The following is a 21,213-nucleotide window of genomic DNA, read 5'->3' on the forward strand; positions in this document are numbered from 1 at the left end:
CGCCGCACCTTTGACGGCACGGCGGCACCCCTGCGGTCACAGCTCAGATGTCCCGGAAGATCTCGATCTGCGCCCCGATCGAGTTGAGCCGCTCCGCCAGATCCTCGTAACCGCGGTTGATGACATACACGTTCCGCAGCACGGACGTCCCCTCCGCCGCCATCATCGCGAGCAGCACGACCACGGCCGGCCGCAGCGCCGGCGGGCACATCATCTCGGCGGCGCGCCAGCGGGTCGGGCCCTCGACCAACACCCGGTGCGGGTCGAGGAGTTGGAGACGGCCGCCGAGGCGGTTGAGGTCGGTGAGGTAGATCGCGCGGTTGTCGTAGACCCAGTCGTGGATGAGGGTCTGGCCCTGAGCGACCGCCGCGATCGCCGCGAAGAACGGGACGTTGTCGATGTTCAGGCCGGGGAACGGCATCGGGTGGATCTTGTCGATCGGCGCCTCCAGCTTGGAGGGCCGGACCGTGAGGTCCACCAGGCGTGTGCGGCCGTTGTCGGCGACGTACTCGGGTGTGCGGTCGTGGTCGAGGCCCATCTCCTCCAGGACCGCGAGCTCGATCTCCAGGAACTCGATGGGCACCCGGCGGACCGTCAGCTCCGACTCGGTGACGACGGCCGCGGCGAGCAGGCTCATCGCCTCGACCGGGTCCTCGGAGGGCGAGTAGTCGACGTCGACGTCGATGGTCGGCACGCCGTGCACGGTGAGGGTGGTGGTGCCGATGCCCTCGACCCGTACGCCGAGCGCCTCCAGGAAGAAGCAGAGGTCCTGGACCATGTAGTTGGAGGACGCGTTGCGGATGACCGTGGCGCCGTCGTGGCGGGCGGCGGCGAGCAGCGCGTTCTCGGTGACGGTGTCGCCGCGCTCGGTCAGCACGATCGGCCGGTCGGGGGAGACGGACCGGTCGACCTGCGCGTGGTACAGCCCCTCGGTGGCGGCGATGTCGAGCCCGAACCGCCGCAGCGCGATCATGTGCGGCTCGATGGTGCGCGTGCCGAGGTCGCAACCGCCCGCGTACGGCAGCTTGAAGCTGTCCATGCGGTGCAGCAGCGGGCCGAGGAACATGATGATCGAGCGCGTGCGCTTGGCGGCCTCCGCGTCGATCGCGGCCATCTCCAGCTCGGCCGGCGGCACGATCTCCAGGTCGACACCGTCGTTGATCCAGCGGGTGCGGACGCCGATCGAGCCGAGTACCTCCAGAAGGCGGTACACCTCCTCGATCCGCGCGACCCGGCGCAGCACTGTGCGCCCCTTGTTGAGGAGCGAGGCGCACAGCAGTGCCACGCACGCGTTCTTGCTGGTCTTCACATCGATCGCGCCGGAGAGCCGACGACCGCCGACCACCCGCAGATGCATCGGACCGGCGTAGCCCAGAGAGACGATCTCGCTGTCCAGGGCTTCACCGATTCGAGCGATCATCTCAAGGCTGATGTTTTGGTTGCCGCGCTCGATGCGATTGACGGCGCTCTGACTGGTGCCGAGCGCCTCGGCAAGCTGTGTCTGTGTCCAGCCCCGGTGCTGTCGAGCGTCACGGATGAGCTTGCCGATACGTACGAGGTAGTCGTCTGCCATGAGGCCGAGGTTATCTCAGATATGAGATGGCGCCTCTTGAGGGGGCCGTTCGGGTGACGGCCGGTCAGTCGTCCTTCTTGGTACGAGTCTTGCGCCACCCGAAAGGTCCGGGCAAATTCATCGATGTCGTACGACGTCCTGATGTGCTGCGCGTGTACCGCGGACCGCGCTTGCCGCCTGTCGTGAACGACATGGACCCTTTGCTGATGTTCAACCGGAGCCAAGGAAGGATCCGGAAGCTCTTGCGGAACGTGAGCGGCATCCCGCCCCCTTTCGTCCCGCACCGGGTACCCCGAAGGCATGCGGGTATGGCGCCCGCGGGCGCCTGTTCTCAGAGCGGCGGCCAGTTCCGCAGCGCCGCGTCGGCCACCCGCTGGAGTTCGGTACGGGTGGCGCCGCCGGCGGCCTGGACGGCGATGCCGTTCCCCAGTGTCATGAGGTAACGGGCGAGCAGTTCCGCGTCCGCGTCCGGGGGCAGATCGCCCTCGTCGACAGCCCGCTGAAACCTGTGGCGCAGGCCGGCGCGGCCGTCGTCGCGCCAGGCGGTCAGGGTCTCCTGGGCGGCCCGTCCGGAGTCGCCGGCGGCCAGCGAGCCCTGCACGCCCAGACATCCAGCGGGGCAGTCGGGGCGGGTGGTCGTCCTGACCGCGCCGGCGAGGAACGCCGTGGCCACTTCCCGGGCGGTCGGCTCCTCCATCGCGCGGGCCGCATAGGACGCGGGGCCCTGTGTGTAGCGCTCCAGGGCCTTGCGGAAGAGCTCCTCCTTGTTGCCGAAGGCCGCGTACATGCTCTTGCGGGTGATGCCCATGGCGCTGGTCAGGTCGGTCAGGCTGGCGCCCTCGTAGCCCTGTTCCCAGAAGACCAGCATGGCCTGCTCCAGGGCCTCGTCGGCGTCGAAGCCTCTCGGCCGGCCGATCGGTGCTTTCCGGGTGATCTCCACGGCGCGATCCTACCTCCTCGATACCGATCGGTGCAGAAGCGCTACTGTCCACTTCTGCACCGATCGGTATCTAAGTTTGAGGAGCTCAGGTAATGGGACAGTTCGAAGGCAAGACCGCCGTCGTCACCGGCGGCGGCACCGGAATCGGCCTGGCCACCGCAGCGCGGCTGGCGTCCGAGGGGGCCCACGTGTTCATCACCGGCAGGCGCAAGGACGCGCTCGAAGAGGCTGCCGGGTCGATCGGTCCCGCCGTCGCCGCGATTCCGGGCGACATATCCGAGCCGGCCGACCTGGACCGGCTCTACGACGCGGTCCGCGACCGGGGCCGGGGCCTGGACGTACTGTTCGCCAACGCGGGCGTGGCGACGTTCGCGTCGCTGGAGCAGGCCACCCCGGAGCAGTTCGACCGGATCTTCGGCGTCAACGTCCGGGGCACTTGGCTCACCGTGCAGAAGGCGCTGCCGCTGCTCAACGACGGCGCCTCCGTCATCCTCAACGACTCCATCCGCGCCGACGACGGCTGGGAGACCTTCGGCCTGTACGCGGCGTCCAAGGCCGCGGTCCGGTCCCTCGGGCGGACCCTGGCCAACGAGCTGAAGGGCCGGGGTGTCCGGGTCAACATGGTCGCGCCGGGCGCGATCGACACCCCCGGGGTCGATACCGCCGTCGGCGCGGAGAACGCGGCGGCCGTCAAGGCGGACCTCGCGACGGGGGTCCCGATCGGCCGGATGGGTCGACCGGAGGAAGTCGCCGCGGCCGTGGCCTTCCTCGCCTCGGCGGACAGCAGCTTCATGCTCGGCAGCACCCTGTACGTCGACGGTGGCGAGAAGCAGTTCTGACCGGTTTCGCGCGCACTGGGAGGGGGCGGCCGGGATCCGGGCATGACCAGCCCGCCCCCATGTACTAGAGTTATCTCGACATCGAGATATCTGCCGAGGTGCACCGCAGCCGCACACTCCGCCGAGCCGACAGTAAGGCTTACCTAACTTAGCCTTACCTTAGCGGATCGGCCAAGACGTAGTGGCGGCAGGATGCGGTGGGAACGCGCACATCAATGAAGGAGACTGTCGTGTCGGCGAACAGCTTCGACGCCCGCAGCACGCTGCAGGTGGGCGACGAGTCGTACGAGATCTTCCGCCTGGACAAGGTGGAGGGCTCGGCCCGGCTCCCCTACAGCCTTAAGGTCCTGCTGGAGAATCTGCTCCGCACCGAGGACGGCGCGAACATCACCGCCGACCACATCCGCGCCCTCGGCACCTGGGACTCGCAGGCCCAGCCGTCGCAGGAGATCCAGTTCACGCCGGCCCGCGTGATCATGCAGGACTTCACCGGCGTGCCCTGCGTCGTCGACCTCGCCACTATGCGCGAGGCCGTCAAGGAGCTGGGCGGCGACCCGGCGAAGATCAACCCCCTGGCGCCGGCCGAGCTGGTCATCGACCACTCCGTCATCGCCGACAAGTTCGGCACCCACGAGGCGTTCGCGCAGAACGTCGAGCTGGAGTACGGCCGCAACCGTGAGCGCTACCAGTTCCTGCGCTGGGGCCAGACCGCGTTCGACGAGTTCAAGGTCGTCCCGCCGGGCACCGGCATCGTCCACCAGGTCAACATCGAGCACCTGGCCCGTACGGTCATGGTCCGGGGCGGCCAGGCCTACCCCGACACCCTCGTCGGCACCGACTCGCACACCACGATGGTCAACGGCCTCGGTGTGCTGGGCTGGGGCGTCGGTGGCATCGAGGCCGAGGCCGCGATGCTCGGCCAGCCGGTCTCGATGCTCATCCCGCGCGTCGTCGGCTTCAAGCTCACCGGCGAGCTGACCCCGGGCACCACCGCCACGGACCTCGTGCTGACCATCACCGAGATGCTCCGCAAGCACGGCGTGGTCGGCAAGTTCGTCGAGTTCTACGGCGAGGGCGTCGCCGCCACCTCCCTCGCGAACCGCGCCACCATCGGCAACATGTCGCCGGAGTTCGGTTCCACCGCCGCGATCTTCCCGATCGACGACGAGACCCTGAAGTACCTGCGCCTGACCGGCCGCGACGAGCAGCAGGTCGCGCTCGTCGAGGCGTACGCCAAGGAGCAGGGCCTCTGGCTGGACCCGGCCGCCGAGCCCGACTTCTCCGAGAAGCTGGAGCTGGACCTCTCGACGGTCGTCCCGTCGATCGCAGGCCCGAAGCGCCCGCAGGACCGCATCGTCCTCGCGAACGCCTCCGAGCAGTTCAAGAGCGACGTGCGCAACTACGTCGCCGACGACGACGAGGCGGGCAAGGAGTCCTTCCCGGCCTCCGACTCCCCGGCCGCCACCAATGGCGTACCGAGCAACCCGGTCACCGTCACGGCCCCCGACGGCTCGACGTACGAGCTGGACCACGGCGCGGTGACGGTCGCGGCCATCACCTCCTGCACCAACACCTCGAACCCGTACGTCATGGTCGCCGCCGCGCTCGTCGCGAAGAAGGCCGTGGAGAAGGGCCTGACCCGCAAGCCGTGGGTCAAGACCACCCTCGCCCCGGGCTCCAAGGTCGTCACCGACTACTTCGACAAGGCGGGGCTCACCCCCTACCTCGACAAGGTCGGCTTCAACCTCGTCGGCTACGGCTGCACCACCTGCATCGGCAACTCGGGCCCGCTGCCGGAGGAGGTCTCCAAGGCCGTCAACGACCATGACCTGGCCGTGACTTCGGTGCTCTCCGGCAACCGCAACTTCGAGGGCCGGATCAACCCCGACGTCAAGATGAACTACCTGGCGTCCCCGCCGCTGGTCGTCGCGTACGCCCTCGCGGGCTCCATGAAGGTGGACATCACCAAGGACGCGCTCGGCGTCGACCAGGACGGCAAGCCGGTCTACCTCGAGGACATCTGGCCGACCGAGGCCGAGGTCAACGACGTCGTCGCGAACTCCATCGGCGAGGACATGTTCAACAAGTCCTACGCCGACGTCTTCGCGGGCGACGCCCAGTGGCAGGCGCTGCCCATCCCGGAGGGCAACACCTTCGAGTGGGACGCGCAGTCGACCTACGTCCGTAAGCCCCCCTACTTCGAGGGCATGACGATGGAGACCACCCCGGTCTCCGACATCGACGGCGCCCGCGTCCTGGCCAAGCTCGGCGACTCGGTCACCACCGACCACATCTCGCCCGCCGGTGCCATCAAGGCCGACACCCCGGCCGGCAAGTACCTCACCGAGCACGGCATCGAGCGGCGTGACTTCAACTCCTACGGCTCGCGCCGTGGCAACCACGAGGTCATGATCCGCGGCACCTTCGCCAACATCCGCCTGCGCAACCAGGTCGCGCCGGGCACCGAGGGCGGCTTCACGCGTGACTTCACGCAGGCCGACGCCCCCGTGTCGTTCATCTACGACGCCTCGCGCAACTACATCGAGCAGGGCATCCCGCTGGTCATCCTGGCCGGCAAGGAGTACGGCTCCGGTTCGTCCCGCGACTGGGCCGCCAAGGGCACCGCGCTCCTCGGCGTCAAGGCCGTCATCGCCGAGTCCTACGAGCGCATCCACCGCTCGAACCTCATCGGCATGGGCGTCGTCCCGCTCCAGTACCCGGCGGGCCAGTCCGCCGAGTCCCTCGGTCTGACCGGCGAGGAGTCCTTCTCCGTCGCGGGCATCACCGAGCTGAACGACGGCACCACCCCGAGCACGGTCAAGGTCACCACCGACACCGGTGTGGAGTTCGACGCGGTCGTCCGCATCGACACCCCCGGCGAGGCCGACTACTACCGCAACGGCGGCATCCTGCAGTACGTGCTGCGCAACCTGATCCGCAACTAGCGGACCCGGTACGGCGGTTGAGGGCCGCATCCCCGGTGACGGGGGTGCGGCCCTTCGCGTGCTCCTACAGCCAGCCGCGCTGCGCCGCCCGCAGCCCGAGCTGGAAACGGCTCGCCGCCCCGAGCCGTTCCTGCAGGTCGCTCACCCGCCGCCGCAGCGTGCGCAGACTGATCCCCAGATGGCGGGCGACCGCCTCGTCCTTCAGCCCGGCCGCCAGCAGCCGCGTCAACGCCTCCTCGTCCTCGGAGAGTTCGCCGTTCCCCCCGGGCCGGCCGAGCGGAGTCGCCTGCTGCCAGGCCAGCTCGAAGAGCTTCTGCAGGGCCTCGGTCACCGCCGAGTGCCATACGACGACGGCACAGTAGCCGCCCGCCTCCGACGAGGTCAGCGGGAGCAGGGCCCGGCGTCCGTCGACCACCAGCAGTTTGAGCGGCACGGACGGCAACACCCGTGCCTGCTCGCCGAGTTCGACCATGTTCCAGGCGCGGGACAGGGCGTTCGGATCCTCCAGGGCGGTCGCCGAGTAGATGCCGCGCGAGACGATCCCGCGCTTGAGCAGATCGGCCTGGAGGTCCACCTGCGGTGCGGGCGGGGCGAGATACGGCGGGGTGTCGAAGAGGCACACCTCGTGCTCCGCGCGGGCGTACATCTCCTCCAGGCGGGCCGCGATGGCTCCCTCGCCGGAGGCGACCTCGATCAGCCGGGACGGCTCCTCGCGCAGCAGTCCTGCCTCGTACGCGGTGGCCATCTCCTCGGCGGTGGCGGCGACCAGTTCGGACTCCGTCTCGCGCCGCCGGATCAGCGCACGGATCGCCACCCGCGGGTCGACCGCGCGCAACCCGCCCATGGAGTCCGGCGGTTGGAGCAGTCCCAGCGCGAGCAGCCGGTCGCAGGCCTCACGCAGCTCGGCCGGGGTGGCCCTGGCCATCAGCGCCCAGCCGCCCGCGCCCGCGTCGGGCTGATGGAGAATCGACTGGTACACCCGCTCGTCGAAGGCCGAGACCCCCACCGCGGCCCAGGGGCTCGCGGCAGGGGTCTGTCGTGCAGGATCTTGTGCCGTGTTCACCATGGCTCGCCACGGTAGGGGTTCTTTGTTAAGAATCCTTACAGTGGCTCGGCCCGTCCGTTCAATTCAGGTCACTCCAGGCTCACTTCAGGCCGAACGCCCGCAGTACGGTCTGGTCGATCCTGTTGCCGTCGCGGTCGGTGGCCCGCACGCGCAGCGACACCGACGTGGCGCCCTTCGCGGGCCTGAACCGTGCCTCGCCCTTCTTGACACTCACCTCCTTCCAGGACGCGCCGTCGTCGTAGGAGACCCACGCCTTCAGACTCTTCGCCCGGACGCTCCCCGACTGGTTCGCGACCGGCAGCCCGACCGTCAACTCCCGCTTGGCGTCGGCCCGGTTGAGGAGGTCGAGGCCCTTCGGGTCGATGCCGACGGTGAGCAGCGGCAGGGCCGTCGCGGTGTCGGTGTGCGCCGAGGCGAAGGTCCACTCGGTGTGCGTGCTCGTGGAGTACTTCGCCCAGGCCGCCTTGCGCTGCACGTCCAGATCGAAGCGGTACGAGGACTTGGCCGCCGGGACGTCGAACGTGCCGTATCCGCCGCGTGCCGAGTCGCCGACGAACTGCCCGTCCGCGTAGAGCTTGCCCTGCGCTGTGGTGTCGACGGTGTCGACGTATCCGTAGTGACCCGGCGTGGAGTCGTTCAACTCCGTTACGGAGAAGGCGAGTTTGTCGCCGGTGCGGGTCGAGAGGCCGTACTCCTCGCTGCTGCCCGGCCGGACGACCTGGCGCAGCCAGTCCTCGGTGGGCTCGGTGGCCGCCTTGGTGAAGATCCGCAGCGGGCTCCACTCGCCCTTGTAGGCCTTCGAGTTGGGATAGACGAGGTGCCAGGTGCGGGTGTCCGGGTCGACGTAGTAGTACTCGTCGCGTTCCGTGCCCAACTGCGTGGGCACGCTGCTGTCGACGCCGAAGCGCTGCCAGGGGCGGAAGGTGTACAGGGTGTCCGCGCCCATCTCGCCGGCCGTGGCGCCGTAGTAACGGGCCTTCCGCTTAACGGTGTTGGACTTGTCCAGGCGGTAGGTCTGGTCCGCGGTGATGGTGCCGCTCTGCGCGGCGAGCAGGTTGTAGACGTACGGGCTGACCGCTGTGCCGCTCAGCTTCAGCGTGACCTTCTTGCCGGTCTTCAGCAGGGCGGCCAGTCCGGCGCCCTGCTCGCCGGTGGCGATCATCAGCGGGACGGTGGTCGCCCGGTCCACGGCCTCGATCCAGAAACCCGGTGTCTTGCGGTAGGCGATGAGGTAACCCGCCCCGGCCTTGGTCGCGTTGTCCAGCGCGCTCTGCGCCCGCTCGGTGGCGCCGAGTCCGACCACCGCCACCTTGCCCTTGACGTCGAGCCCCGCGAAGTCGGCCGCGGTACCGCCGCCCGCGTCCACCGCCCGCACCGTGTGGTCACCGCTGATCTTCAACGGGAAGTCGTTGTACGTCTGGGAGTAGTAGAGCGAGGACAGCGAGGTCTTCTCCGGACTGGTGACGCTCGCCGTCAACTCCTTGGCGTACAGCCGGAACTTGGCGTAGAAGCTCAGGGTGCCCACGGTGACCGGCTGGGTCGGCGCCACATAGATGTGGTCGGTCCAGAAGCCCTGGCTGTAGGTGACTCCCCAGGCGGTGCCCGGCCCCTCCCGGTGCCAACTGGTGCTGAAGCCCTGGAACTCGGAGTCCTGCTTGGTCTTCGGTTTGATCTCCACGGCCTTGCGGGCGTCGAGGACGACCGCCGTGTTGCCGTCGACCTTGATCTCGGGATTGCCGACGACCGACGTGCCGACGGCCAGGCCGGCCCCGTCCCGGTCCGGGATCCAGGTCGCGATGGAGTAGGTGCCGGCCGGCACCTGCCAGGTCGCGCCCGTGCCGAGGAAGCCGTACTGGTCGTCGTAGGCGCCGTTCAGCTCCTGGAACGCGAAGAGCGAGGCCGCGGTGGACGGTCTGCCCTCGCGGTCCACGAGCGAGACCTTGAGGCTGTACGTCTTCGGCGCCTTCTCGAAGCCGACACTGGTGGTGACCTGGATTCCGCCGTCGGCGGTCGCCGTGACACGGCCCGTGTACCGGCCCCCGGTCTCCTGCGCCGGGTCGACGCCGACGGAGACGGTCGCGGTACCCCGCGCGGGCACGGTCACCGAACCGGAGCCCAGAGCGAGATCGGCCAGCGATGACGAGAGCTTCAACTCCACCGGGTTGTCAGTGGTGTTGGTGTACGTGATGTCCTTGCTGACGACACCGGTGTCGCCGTCCACGAACTTGCCGAAGCTCAGCGTCGAGGTCGCGAAGACGTCCTGCTCGACCGCCCGTACGGCGTCGACCCGGCCGTCGCCCTGCTCGAACACGGAGTTGACGGCGTTCGTCTTCGCCGTACTGGCCAGCGCCTCCTTGATCTGCTCGCCGGTCCAGTCCGGATGCGCCTGCGCGACCAGAGCCGCCGCGCCCGCGACATGCGGGGTGGCCATCGACGTACCGCTCGCCGTCGTGTAGTAGTCGTCGACCGGCGTACCACCGGGCATGGTGGTGCCGGCGGCGCGGGCCGCGGTGATGTTCACGCCCGGCGCGGTGATCTCCGGCTTGACCGCGTAGTCGCCGAGGCGCGGACCCCGGCTGGAGAACGAGGCCAGCTTGTCCGACTTGTCGACCGCGCCCACCGTCAGCGCCGAATCGGCGATGCCCGGGGTGCCCAGGGTCTGCTCGCCCGGTCCCGCGTTGCCGGCCGCGATCACGAACAACGCGCCGGTGGACGCGGACAGTTGGTCGACGGTCTCACTGAGCACGTCCGAGGGACCGTACGCCGTACCGCCCAAGGACATGGAGACGATCTTCGCGCCGGAGTTCGCCGCCCACTCCATGCCCGCGATGATCCAGGAGGCCTGGCCGCTGCCCGTGTTGTCCAGCACCTTGCCGACCAGCAGCTTCGCGCCCGGCGCCACGCCCTTGTACCGGCCGCCCGAGGCCGCGCCCGAGCCGACGATCGTGGACGCCACATGGGTGCCGTGGCCGAAGCCGTCCTGGACCGTCTCGTCCGGTACGAAGCTCTCCGACCCGGCGATCTTCCCCGCCAGGTCCGGGTGCCCGGTGTCCACACCCGTGTCCAGGACCGCGACCTCGACGCCCGTGCCGTCGTAGCCGGCCTTCCACACCTCGGGCGCGCCGATCTGCGGCACGCTCACGTCGAGGGACGCCTTCACCTTGGCGTCCAGCCAGATCTTGTCGATGCCGTCGCCGAGCTGCTTCGCGGCCTTCGCGGTGGGCTCGGTGCCGAGTGCCGGGGCGATGTCGGACCAGAACGCCGTGGACTTCTTCGCGCTGAGCGCGGCGCCGTCGATCCCGGGCAGCGCCAGCGTCCGGCGCGTGCCCTCGGGGGTCTCGGTGCCTTTGCCGTACGTCGCGATGACCGGGGTGGAGCCGGTCTTCGCGTCCGTGTACCCCTGCTCGACCAGCTGGGTGACGTTGAACAGGGCCGGGTCGAGGCGGCCCGCCTTGATGAGCGGGATCGCGTCCGCCGGCAGGACGCTGATCTCGCCGTCCTTCTCGCTGGACAGGAAGGTGGCGGCCTCGCGGCCCTTGCCGCGCCGGACGTCGACGGCGTTCTTGCCGTCCGGTCCGGCGGTGAGGGTCACGGTGTCGCCGGTGATGAGGGTGACGGTCTGCGGTGGGGCGGTGCTCGGGCCCGTGGGGTGGGTGGAGACCGTGGAACCGGCGGCGGCCGTCGCGGGCGCGACGGCCCCCGCGAGCAGTCCGGCAACTCCGGCCACGGCCCACAGGGCGTGGAGTCTTCGCATGGGTGGACGTCCTCCCCTGAACGCGGAAACGCTTCCGCCCGGTGAGCGGAAGCCGGTCATCAGAGTGCGTGCCGGGTCGACGGCGACTCAAGGGGATCAGGTGGCCGGAGAGTGCCAACGCCCGCTTTGGCCACGGCAGTTGGAGAAGGCGCTGGTCGACGGGCGCGGCCGTCGCCGACCGGTCGCCGGTGTCCGCGCCCCGGACTCCCGCCCGTTCGCACGGCTCCGGCTCAGGTGGAACACAGGATTCCCTCAGCGGGCCGGGACAGAATCGGGACATGACTGGCACTTCGGGGTCCCGCAGCAGCCGCGTACGCGTCCTCATCGTCGACGACGAGCCCGCGCTCACCGAGCTGCTCTCCGTCGCGGTCACCGAGGCCGGCTGGCGGCCCTACCCCGCGCCGGACGGGCAGAGCGCGCTGCGGATCGCCCGCGGCTGCGCCCCGCACGCCGTCGTCCTCGACGGCATGCTGCCCGACCTGGACGGCGTACAGGTACTGCGCCGGCTGCGCTACGAGAACCCGAGGCTGCCCGTCCTCATGCTCACCGCGCGCGACGCGATCGAGCACCGCCTCGACGGCCTCGAAGCGGGCGCCGACGACTACGTCACCAAGCCCTTCTCCCTGGAGGAGGTCGTCCTGCGGCTGCGCGGACTGCTGCGCCGGGCCGGCGGCGAACGCACCCCCACCGACGACTCCGTACGGGTCCTCGGCGATCTCGTACTGACCGGCGAGACCCGCGAGGTGCGCAGAGCCGGTGAGCAGATCCAGCTCACCGCCAAGGAGTTCGACCTGCTCACCCTGTTCCTCGACCATCCCCGCCAGGTGCTGAGCAAGGCACAGATCCTCGACCATGTGTGGAGCACCAGCTTCGACGGCGGCGGCAACCTCGTCGAGGTCTACATCTCCAGCCTCCGCCGCAAGATCGACCGGGGCCGGGCGCCGATGATCCACACCGTGCGCGGCATGGGATACGCCGTACGGCCCGTGGAGGACAGCAGATGAACCTCCGTACCCGCAACCGCCGCCGCCCGCACGGCCGTTCACTGCGCACCCGGCTCCTGCTCTTCATCAGCGCCACCCTGGTCGTCGTGTGCGCCGCGATGTCCCTCACCACCGTCTTCGTCCAACGCGCCTATCTGCTGGGCAACTTGGACGACCGGGTCGACAACGCCGCCGAACGCAGCCTCGGCGGGGCCCAGCTCCATCCCGAACTGGGCGTAGACCTCGGATTTCTCGGCGAGAGCGGACACCCGGCGGGCATGCTCGCGGCGCGGATCGACGGCAAGGGCCGTATCGTCGCCGCGGCCGTCGTCAGCCAGGACGCGGCGCCGCGGACTCTCGGCGCCGCCCAGCGGACGGCCCTCGCGGGCATCACGCCCGACGGTTCGAAGCACACCCGGACCGTGCCCGGCCTCGGCACCTACCGGATCACCGCGCTCGACAGCAACGGGGTGCGGGTCCTCACCGGGCTCCCGATGGACGACGTACAGGACATGATCCGCGGTCTCGTGGTGGTCGAGGCGGGCGTCGCCCTCGCCGGCCTGACCGCGGCGGGCTGCCTGTGCGCGGTCGTCATACGCCGGCAGCTACGGCCGCTGGGCCGGGTCGCCGCCACCGCCGTCGAGGTCTCCCGCTCACCGCTCGGCCACGGCGAGGTCACCGCCCTCACCCGGGTGCCCGAGCGGGACACCGACCCCGGCAGCGAGGCCGGCCAGGTCGGCGCCGCGCTCAACCGCATGATCGACCACGTCGAGTCCTCGCTCGCCGAACGCCAGCGCAGCGAGGAGCAGATGCGCCGCAGCGAGGAACGCATGCGCCGCTTCCTCGCCGACGCCAGCCACGAACTGCGCACCCCGCTGGCCTCCATCGCCGGCTACGCCGAGCTGATGAACCGCGGCACCGACCGCATCGAACCCGGTCTCGCCTGGCGCCGGGTCACCGCCGAGTCGGCGCGGATGACAGGCCTGGTGGAGGACCTGCTGCTGCTCGCCCGGCTCGACGAGGGACGGCCGCTGCAGTCCGCCGAGGTGGACCTAGCGGCGCTGCTCGCCGAGGCCGTGTGGGACGCGCGCGCCGCCGGCACCGGCCACGAATGGCAGCTCCAGCTGTCGCTCGACGCCCCGGCCCTGGTCGTCGGCGACGAGGCCCGCCTGCACCAGGTGTTGGCCAACTTGTTGGCCAACGCGCGTATGCACACACCTGTTGGCACGACGGTCACGGCGAGCGTCGAGGTCACGGCCGGCCACACCGTCGTCATCCGGGTCCGCGACGACGGCCCCGGCATCCCCCCGGCCCTGCTCCCCACGGTCTTCGAACGCTTCACCCGCGCCGACGCCTCCCGCGCCCGGGCCGGCGGCAAGGAGGGCGGCTCCGGCCTCGGCCTGGCCATCGCCGTGGCGATCACCCGAGCACACGGCGGCCGTATCGACGTGACCAGCGTGCCCGGCCGCACGGAGTTCACCATCGAACTCCCGGCGGCCGAACTCCCGCCCGCCGAAACGCCGATACGCGCCCGCACGGCGCCGGTCTAGCCGCTGTACGGGCGCGTATCCGCGACTGACCGCTAGGGAGTGGTCGTGAACGAGTCGAAGTCGGCCTCGCCCGTGGTGCCCGAGGCGTGCGAGGTCTGGGTCAGGCCGACGTCCTGGGTGGCGGCGGCGGTCGGGACGGTGATGGTGCCGACCAGGTTCCACGTGGCGTTGTCGGTCGAGTAGTAGCCGCTGTACGAGGTCCCGTCCCGGACGAGCTTCAGCCACGAGGGATAGACGGCGGTGCCGGTGGAATCCTGCGAGTCGAGCTTCCCGTCGCCGTCGCTGTCCCAGTCGAGGAGATAGCCGTTGCCGGGGGTCGCGACCAGGGCCAAGTAGCCGGGAGACGTGTTCGGTTGGGTGATGTCGTTGCGGACCATGATCCCGGCCTTCGCCCAAACGTCCGTATTCGACTGCGAGTTGAGCTTCACCGTGGTCACCGAACCGTCGTGCTCGGCTCCGGGCAGATAGATCGCGCCGTATTCGTTAGTGCCGTTGTAGAGATCGGCGCCCTGCGCCCGGATCCCGAGCTGCGTACCGGACTCACTGAAACTCGCCGTGGTGGAGGCGAACGTCCGGTAGGGAGCGGTCACTTGGTGGTTGACGGTGATCGTGTCGCCGGCGGTGAGCCCGGTCTTCCCGGGCGACCGGAAGCGGTAACTCGCCGTCCCCTGGAAGTCGCTGGAGGCGAAGAGCTTCGCCGAGGGCGGGATGGACACGGAGTAGGTGACCTTCAACGCGTGGCCGCCGCGGACCGTCCGGGCCCGGGTCACGTCACGCGTGGTGATCTTCGTGCCGGCCGGCCCGGTGAGGGTCAGGTCGGCGTCGGTGATCGACCGCGACCCGTTGTCGGACAGCACCGCGGTCACCGTACGCGTGGTGCTGTCGCTCGACGCGGGGGCCCAGTTGAGCCCGAAGGAGACGTCCGGAGCCGCACCGGCCACTGTGCGGTGGGTGCCGTGGACCCGGTACAGGACGACCCCGTGCGGCGGCACATTCGCGCCGATCCGGCCCGCGGACTCGGTAAGCCGCTTGCTCCACAGATCCCGCAGGGAGTAGTCACGTGCCTTGGCGAGCCCCAGCGCGGACGCGGTGGTGGCCACCTCCCGGGGAGCCGACCCGGTGTTGAACAGACCGACCACGACGTCCCCGTCGGGCTCGGTCTTGGCGAACACCTGTGAATTCGCGTCCGAGGAGATCCGCTTGGCGTCGATGCCGTCCTGATCGACCCCGAGGACATCGGTGTTCTTCAGCAACGCGAGGTCGGCGGGGTCGAGACGGGTCAGGTCGGTGCCGAGAACGAGCGGGGAGGCGGCCAGCGACCACAGACTCATCTGCGTCCTGCGCTCGTCGGGGGTGAGGCCGTTGTCCGCGCCGTTCCCGATCTCCAGGGAGTCGTAGTCGTTGTACCCGCCGGGACCGCCGTACGGTGCCCACGCGGCGACCTGGTCGAAGCGCGAGGCGACCGAGGCCCATGTCGTCAGCGGGTAACTGCTGCCGTCCGGACCGCAGTAGCACTCGATGTCGCCGCCGGTGCGCCAGCCGTTGGAGAGCTTCTTCCAGGTGGCCGCGTTGTTGATGTCGAGGTTGTTGGACAGCTCCAGATGGATGGGTCGGCCGGTGTGCCGCAGCGCGTCCGACCAGGCCTGGACGTCCTGTTGGTCGGACGTGCCGACGCCGTCGATCTTCAGATAGTCGATGCCCCACCCGGCGAACTGACCGGCCCACGAGTCGATGAACGTCTGCGCGCCGGGCTTGGTGTAGTCGATGCCCACCATGCCGCCGCAGTTGTAGTTGCTCTCCGTCGTCGAGGTCGCGATGTCCCGGGCGTGGTAAGCGGTCCCCTTGATCTCGGTGTTCTTGGCGACCGCCTGCTGGGAGATGCCGGGAGTGACGTACAGGCCGAACTTCAGGCCCAGGGAGTGCACATAGTCGGCGACGACCTGGACGCCGTTCTCACCGCCGCGCGGCGGGAACTTGACGGGGTCGGTGACCCAGCGGCCGTACTGGTCGACGTCCGGCCCCTGACTGCCCGGGCACTGGTACCAGAAGTCGTCGACGTTGGCGTAGACGAAGCCGTTTTTCGCCAGCCCGCTGGTCTTGAGCGCCTTCGCCTGCGCCTCGATGGTCTGCGCGGTCGGGTTACGCCGCACAAAGCTCCAACTGCTCCACCCCAGCACGGGTTTGAGCCCGACACCGTTGTCATCGGCTCGCGCGGACTGGCCACCGGTCGCGCTGACTCCACTGGTGAGCAGCAGCGCTCCCGCGAACGCGGCCAGCACACCGCGGATCTGTCTTCTCACGAGCTGTTCCTCCATCGCAACGCTCACCTGACTCAGAAACCGTCAAGAACCAACCCCGTGGACACGGCAAGTCAACATGACCGAACGCGAGTCACCGCATAGCGCGCTTGGCCAAAACTGGGTCAAGTCTGTGGGGTTGCTGGGCGGGGCGGCCCTGCATTTCAGCCGTCACCATGTCGGCCTGGGCATGGGGGGAATTGAGCGCATCGTGGTCTTCGCCCTGGAGGTCATCGACCGGCCGCAGGTCAAAGGCCAAGTCGGCCCTCGGCGTTCCAGCTGGCCAGGAGGCGGATCGCGTCGGCTTCGGGGGTGCCGGGCCGGGGGGTGTAGACACTGAGGATCTGGCTGGAGACAGCCTCGATGCGGAGGGTCTCGTAGGGCAGCGTGACCTCGCCGATGACGGGGTGCCGGAAGGTCTTCGTGCCGGCTCGGGCGGTTCGTACGTCGTTGGTCGCCCAGCGCGTCCGGAATGCCGTGCTGCGAGTCGCGAGCTCTCCGATCAGTTCGGTCAGGTCGGGGTCGTCGGGATGGCGGCCGGCCTCGATACGCAGTATCGCCACGGTGTCGGCGGTGATCCGGTCCCACTCGGGGAACAGCTCCCGGGCCCTGGGCTCGTCGAGAAACAGAAAGCGGGCACTGTTCGTCCGTCCGGGCAGGTCGAACACGGGGGCGAGAAGCGCACGCCCCAGTGTGTTGACCGCGAGGATGTCGAACCGGCCGTTGAAGACCACTGCGGGCAAGTGGTCCATGGAATCCAGCAGCACCCGGATTCCGGGAGTGACCGGGTCTTTCGCCGCACCGCGCCGCCGCTTGCGGGACGCGGGGGTCAGGGCGGCGAGCAGCCGGCCGAGGTGAGCGCGTTCGTCCTCGTCCAGACGCAGGACGCCGGCGACGGCGTCGACGACTCCGGCGGAGGGCCCGGTCGCCTGGCCCCGTTCGAGCCGCACATAGTACTCCGGGCTGACCCCGGCGAGCAACGCGACCTCCTCCCTGCGCAGGCCTTTCACCCGACGGCGGGTGCCCTGCGGAGGAAGGCCGGCGTCGGCGGGGGTGACCCGGGCGCGGCGGGTGGTGAGGAACTCGCGGACCGCCGCCCGCGCCGCCTCCTTCTCGTCCATGGGATCAAGGGTAGGTCCGGCCGGCGTCCCGGAAGGGGTCCCTGTGAGTACCCCTTTTCGCAGTGCCTGTCGGGATGTCGTGAACGGATGTTGGCTGGATGTCGGCGAGATCGAGATCGGCGCCCGGATGCCGTGGACGCCGTCCCTCGCCGCTTCCCTCTGCCGCACCTTCCTCCGACACTCTCGACGAGAAACGAGTTCTCTGATGCAGCACGCCATGCTGGGGAGCCTGCGGGTTTCCCGGATCGGCCTGGGTGCCATGTCCATGGCCGGCACCCTCCTCTCCGGCGGCGGCCTGGACGACGCCGAATCCATCCGAGCCGTCCATCGCGCGCTCGACCTCGGCGTCACCCACATCGACACCGCTGAAAGCTACGGCCCCTACCACAGCGAGGAGGTCGTCGGTCAGGCACTGGAGGGCCGACGCGACCATGTCGTCCTCGCCACGAAGTTCGGCATCCTGTCCCATTCCGGGGACGGAACCGGCCTGTTCGACAGCAGTCCGGCCAACATCCGCACCGCCGTCGAGGGCTCCCTGAAGCGCCTGCGCACCGACCGGATCGACCTCTACTACCAGCACCGCGTCGACCGGAACACCCCCATCGAGGAGACCATCGGCACCGTGGCCGAGCTGGTCGCCGAAGGCAAGGTCCTGCACATCGGCCTGTCCGAGGCCTCTCCGGACACGATCCGCCGCGCCCACGCCGTGCACCCGATCGCCGCGCTGCAGACCGAGTACTCCCTGTGGACCCGCGACGTCGAGACCGAACTGCTGCCCCTGCTGCGCGAGTTGGGCATCGGGCTCGTCCCCTACGCGCCACTCGGGCACGGGTTCCTGACCGGCCGGATCCGCACGCCCGAGGAGATCCCCGACGGCGACTGGCGCAAGACCAATCCGCGCTTCATCGGCGAGGCGTTCCACCAGAACCTCCAACTCGTGGACGAAGTACGGAACATCGCGGCCGAGGTCGGTGCCACCCCGGCACAGATCGCGCTGGCCTGGCTGGTGGCCCAGGGCGGGGACATCGCCCCGATCCCCGGCAGCCGGCGAGTCGCTCGCGTCGAGGAGAACACCGCCGCCGACGGCATCGTCCTGACCGCCGGCCAGTCGCAGCGGCTCGACACCCTCACGCCGGCCACCGGCGCCCGGCACGACGACTTCAACGAATCCACGATCGACCGCTGAACCAGCTTCACCGCCCCAGAGGAGATACGCCATGTCCGCAGCCACATCACTGACCGAGCAGAACCGCGCGATCGTCGAAGGCATGTTCGCGGCAGCCAACCGCGGTGACGTCGAGGGAGTCTTCTCCTACTTGTCCGAGGACGTCGCGGTCATCGAGCCGGTGTTCCTGCCCTTCGGGAAGGCCTACCACGGCAAGGCCGAATTCCTCGGCCTCGCCCAGGTCCTGCCGAACTACATCGAGGTCTCGTCGATCACGGTGCACTACACCATCGCTGACGGCGACCGCGTCGCCGCGTGCGTCGGCATCAAGGACGTCACGACCGGAGAGCTGACCCACTTCATCGAGCAATTCACCCTCAAGGACGGCAAGATCGTCGAGAACCGGGTGTTCTACCACAACGTCGGCTCCATGCTCGACAAGCCCAGGGTCGTGTAGCGCGCACTCGAACTCGTGGACCGCCGCCCGCGCCCTGTGCCCCGGATGCGGCCCGTCATGCCGGGGAGCCCGCGGGCTTCCCCGACCGGTCCGGGTGCCATGACGAGGGCGGTACCTGCACCTCCGGCGGCGCCCTGGACGACGCCGAAACCATCCGCGCCAGTCATCGCGCGCTCGGCGTCCGCGTCAACCGCATCGACACCACCGAGCCCCACGGCCCGTTCCACAGCGAGGAGACACGCACATGAGCGAGCAGCGAGCTGTCCAGCACTGGATCGACGGCGTCGAGGCCGCCGGCGACGGGCGCGAGCGCATCGAGGTCGTGAACCCGGCCACCGCCACCGTGATCGCCGACCTGCCGGCGGGAACGGCGGCCGACGTCGACCGGGCCGTCGCGGCCGCGCGGCGCGCGTTCCCGGAATGGTCGGCGATACCGGTCGGTGAGCGGGCCGCCGCGGTCACCCGGATCGCCGACGGCATCAAGAGTGCCATCGACGATTTCGCCGCCACCGTCACCTCCGAGATGGGTTCGCCGATCTCGTACGCCAAGGTCGTGCAGGCCGGGCTGCCCTACCAGGTGGCGAGCAGCTTCGGGCCGGTGGCCGACGCCTTCGCCTGGGAGGAGGAACTGGGAAACGCGCTGCTCGTGCGCGAGCCGATCGGTGTGGTCGGCGCGATCACGCCGTGGAACGCCCCCCTGTATCAGACCGTCGCGAAGGTCGTGCCGGCGTTGCTCGCCGGTTGCACGGAGGTGCTCAAGCCCAGCGTGGTCACCCCGCTCACCGCCGCCCTGTTCGCCGAGGTGACCGCGGCCGCGGGGATTCCGGCGGGCGTCTTCAACGTCGTCCACGGCGCCGGGTCGGTGATAGGCGAGGCGATCTCCGGCCATCAGGGCATCGACATGGTGTCGTTCACCGGATCCACCGGCGCCGGCAAGCGGGTGTCGATCGGTGCGGCCGGCACCGTGAAGCGGGTGGCCCTGGAGTTGGGCGGCAAGTCGGCCAACGTCATCCTCGACGACGCCGACCTGCAGAAGGCCGTCGACCTCGGCATCGAGTACGCCTGGATGAACGGCGGCCAGACCTGCGCCGCGTGGACGCGGATGCTGGTGCCCGCGAGCCGGCACGACGAGATCGTCGAACTCGCGGTGGCCGCCGCCGGTTCCTACGGCGTGGGTGACCCGACCGACCCGGCCACCCGGATCGGCCCGATGTCCTCGGCCGCCCAGCAGCGGCGGGTGTCCGGCTACATCGAGCGCGGCATCGCCGACGGGGCCACGGTCGCGTTCGGCGGCGCCGGCCCGGTCGGGGGCTTCGAGCCGGGCGCCTACGTCCGCCCGACGATCTTCGCCGACGTCGCGCCGGACGCCGTCATCGCCCAGGAGGAGATCTTCGGCCCGGTGCTCTCGGTGATCCCCTACGCCGACGAGGAGGAGGCCGTGGCCATCGCCAACAACTCCATCTACGGCCTGGGCGGCAGTGTGTTCGGCGAGCCGGACCACGCGCTGGCCGTGGCGAAGCGCATGCGCACCGGCCAAGTCATCGTCAACGGCGGGGAGTTCAACCTGACCGCGCCGTTCGGCGGGTACAAGCAGAGCGGCAACGGCCGCGAGCTGGGCCGGTTCGGGCTGGAGGAGTTCCTCGAGGTCAAGGCCATCCACCGCTAGGAAGGTGCCAGGTGGCACAGCTCACGTGCGAGCCGTGCTGCCCCACCGACCAGTCGTGCGCGGCAAAGGCGCGCCGCCGACGGATCTCCCACCCCCACCCCTCTGCCCGGAACAACATCCGAACTCCAGGAGGTCTCCCATGAGCCTGCCCGTGACCAACGTCGTACTCGTGCACGGCGGGTTCGCCGACGGATCCGGCTGGCAGGGCGTCTACGACCTGCTGACCGCCGACGGCTTCAAGGTCAGCATCGTGCAGCACGCCACGTTCTCGCTCGCCGGCGACGTAGCGGCCACCCGCAGGGTCCTCGACGCCCAGAACGGCCCCTCCGTGCTTGTCGGGCACTCCTACGGAGGAGTCGTCGTCACCGAGGCCGGCACCCACGACGCCGTGGCGGCGTTGGTGTACATCGCCGCGTTCGCCCCGGACCAGGGTGAGTCGGTGAGCACGCTCATCGCCGACCCGCCGCCCGACGCACCGGTGCCGCCGATCCTGCCGCCCGTCGACGGCTTCCTGCTGTTGGACCGTGAGCGCTTCGCCACGTCGTTCGCCGGGGACCTGCCCGCAAGCCAGGCGGCGTTCATGGCGGACTCCCAACTCCCGTGGGGCGTCGACGCACTCGCCGGCACCGTCTCCGCGCCCGCGTGGCGGACCAGGCCGAGCTGGTACCTGGTCGCTGCCGACGACCGCATGATCCCCCCGCCCGCCCAGCGGGCAATGGCCGAACGGGCCACCGCGACCACGGTCGAGTCCTCCGGCAGCCACGCTGTGTACGTCTCGCAGCCTGCCGCGGTCGCCGACCTGATCAAGAAGGCCGCCCAGTCGGTCAGTTCGGCCGCCAAGCTGTAGCGCTGAGTTC

The 21,213-nt window shown here is 69.7% G+C and carries 15 protein-coding genes; 8 read left to right on the top strand and 7 right to left on the bottom strand.

The genetic code is table 11. The features are described 5' to 3' along the window. Positions 1–43: 43 nt before the first annotated feature. The 3 genes from OO70_RS30900 to OO70_RS30905 form a co-directional block, all read right to left on the bottom strand. Entirely contained in the window at positions 44–1,573 is a 1,530-nt protein-coding gene (locus OO70_RS30900) for a helix-turn-helix domain-containing protein (RefSeq protein WP_043678279.1), read from the bottom strand. Positions 1,574–1,637: 64 nt separating this feature from the next. After that, positions 1,638–1,835 carry a DUF4236 domain-containing protein gene (locus OO70_RS52835; RefSeq protein ID WP_078651623.1) on the bottom strand — a complete coding sequence of 66 codons (198 nt, stop codon included), beginning with the start codon at positions 1,833–1,835 and terminating at the stop codon, positions 1,638–1,640. 69 nt (positions 1,836–1,904) lie between these two features. After that, complete coding sequence (locus OO70_RS30905; RefSeq protein ID WP_043678282.1) at positions 1,905–2,513, bottom strand: TetR/AcrR family transcriptional regulator; 609 nt, start codon at positions 2,511–2,513, stop codon at positions 1,905–1,907. Between the two features lie 92 nt (positions 2,514–2,605). Here OO70_RS30905 and OO70_RS30910 point away from each other — a divergent pair, with 92 nt between their 5' ends. Together OO70_RS30910 and acnA are read left to right on the top strand one after the other, a co-directional pair. After that, positions 2,606–3,352, top strand: a complete 747-nt coding sequence (locus OO70_RS30910; protein WP_043678284.1) for an SDR family oxidoreductase — start codon at positions 2,606–2,608, stop codon at positions 3,350–3,352. A 230-nt stretch (positions 3,353–3,582) separates the two neighbouring features. Continuing rightward, on the top strand, positions 3,583–6,297 hold the full coding sequence (gene acnA, locus OO70_RS30915) for an aconitate hydratase AcnA (protein ID WP_043678287.1): 2,715 nt from the start codon (positions 3,583–3,585) through the stop codon (positions 6,295–6,297). A 64-nt stretch (positions 6,298–6,361) separates the two neighbouring features. Here acnA and OO70_RS30920 read toward each other — a convergent pair whose 3' ends face one another. Together OO70_RS30920 and OO70_RS30925 are read right to left on the bottom strand one after the other, a co-directional pair. Further along, on the bottom strand, positions 6,362–7,363 hold the full coding sequence (locus tag OO70_RS30920) for a response regulator transcription factor (protein WP_043678289.1): 1,002 nt from the start codon (positions 7,361–7,363) through the stop codon (positions 6,362–6,364). A gap of 79 nt (positions 7,364–7,442) precedes the next feature. Next, positions 7,443–11,117: a S8 family serine peptidase gene (locus OO70_RS30925; RefSeq protein ID WP_043678291.1), complete on the bottom strand. Its 3,675-nt coding sequence runs from the start codon at positions 11,115–11,117 to the stop codon at positions 7,443–7,445. 278 nt (positions 11,118–11,395) lie between these two features. Here OO70_RS30925 and OO70_RS30930 point away from each other — a divergent pair, with 278 nt between their 5' ends. Together OO70_RS30930 and OO70_RS30935 are read left to right on the top strand one after the other, a co-directional pair. Then, positions 11,396–12,121, top strand: a complete 726-nt coding sequence (locus OO70_RS30930; protein WP_043678292.1) for a response regulator transcription factor — start codon at positions 11,396–11,398, stop codon at positions 12,119–12,121. After that, on the top strand, positions 12,118–13,650 hold the full coding sequence (locus OO70_RS30935) for a sensor histidine kinase (protein WP_043678293.1): 1,533 nt from the start codon (positions 12,118–12,120) through the stop codon (positions 13,648–13,650). The genes OO70_RS30930 and OO70_RS30935 overlap by 4 nt, the downstream gene beginning before the upstream one ends. 32 nt (positions 13,651–13,682) lie before the next feature. On the opposite strand, the gene OO70_RS30940 is transcribed toward OO70_RS30935, so the two are convergent. Together OO70_RS30940 and OO70_RS30945 are read right to left on the bottom strand one after the other, a co-directional pair. Then, positions 13,683–15,950 carry an NEW3 domain-containing protein gene (locus tag OO70_RS30940; RefSeq protein ID WP_234336981.1) on the bottom strand — a complete coding sequence of 756 codons (2,268 nt, stop codon included), beginning with the start codon at positions 15,948–15,950 and terminating at the stop codon, positions 13,683–13,685. A gap of 245 nt (positions 15,951–16,195) precedes the next feature. Further along, positions 16,196–17,068 carry a helix-turn-helix domain-containing protein gene (locus OO70_RS30945; protein ID WP_043678301.1) on the bottom strand — a complete coding sequence of 291 codons (873 nt, stop codon included), beginning with the start codon at positions 17,066–17,068 and terminating at the stop codon, positions 16,196–16,198. A 205-nt stretch (positions 17,069–17,273) separates the two neighbouring features. Here OO70_RS30945 and OO70_RS30950 point away from each other — a divergent pair, with 205 nt between their 5' ends. The 4 genes from OO70_RS30950 (at position 17,274) to OO70_RS30965 (ending at position 21,203) form a co-directional block, all read left to right on the top strand. Continuing rightward, entirely contained in the window at positions 17,274–18,254 is a 981-nt protein-coding gene (locus OO70_RS30950) for an aldo/keto reductase (RefSeq protein WP_043678303.1), read from the top strand. 31 nt (positions 18,255–18,285) lie between these two features. After that, positions 18,286–18,690 carry a nuclear transport factor 2 family protein gene (locus OO70_RS30955; RefSeq protein WP_043678306.1) on the top strand — a complete coding sequence of 135 codons (405 nt, stop codon included), beginning with the start codon at positions 18,286–18,288 and terminating at the stop codon, positions 18,688–18,690. A 244-nt stretch (positions 18,691–18,934) separates the two neighbouring features. Further along, positions 18,935–20,356, top strand: a complete 1,422-nt coding sequence (locus tag OO70_RS30960; protein ID WP_051741761.1) for an aldehyde dehydrogenase family protein — start codon at positions 18,935–18,937, stop codon at positions 20,354–20,356. Between the two features lie 139 nt (positions 20,357–20,495). Beyond that, entirely contained in the window at positions 20,496–21,203 is a 708-nt protein-coding gene (locus OO70_RS30965) for an alpha/beta fold hydrolase (protein ID WP_043678308.1), read from the top strand. The last annotated feature ends 10 nt before the right edge of the window (positions 21,204–21,213 follow it).

Source organism: Streptomyces xylophagus (genome assembly GCF_000716435.1).
In the GTDB taxonomy this organism is placed as follows: domain Bacteria; phylum Actinomycetota; class Actinomycetes; order Streptomycetales; family Streptomycetaceae; genus Streptomyces; species Streptomyces xylophagus.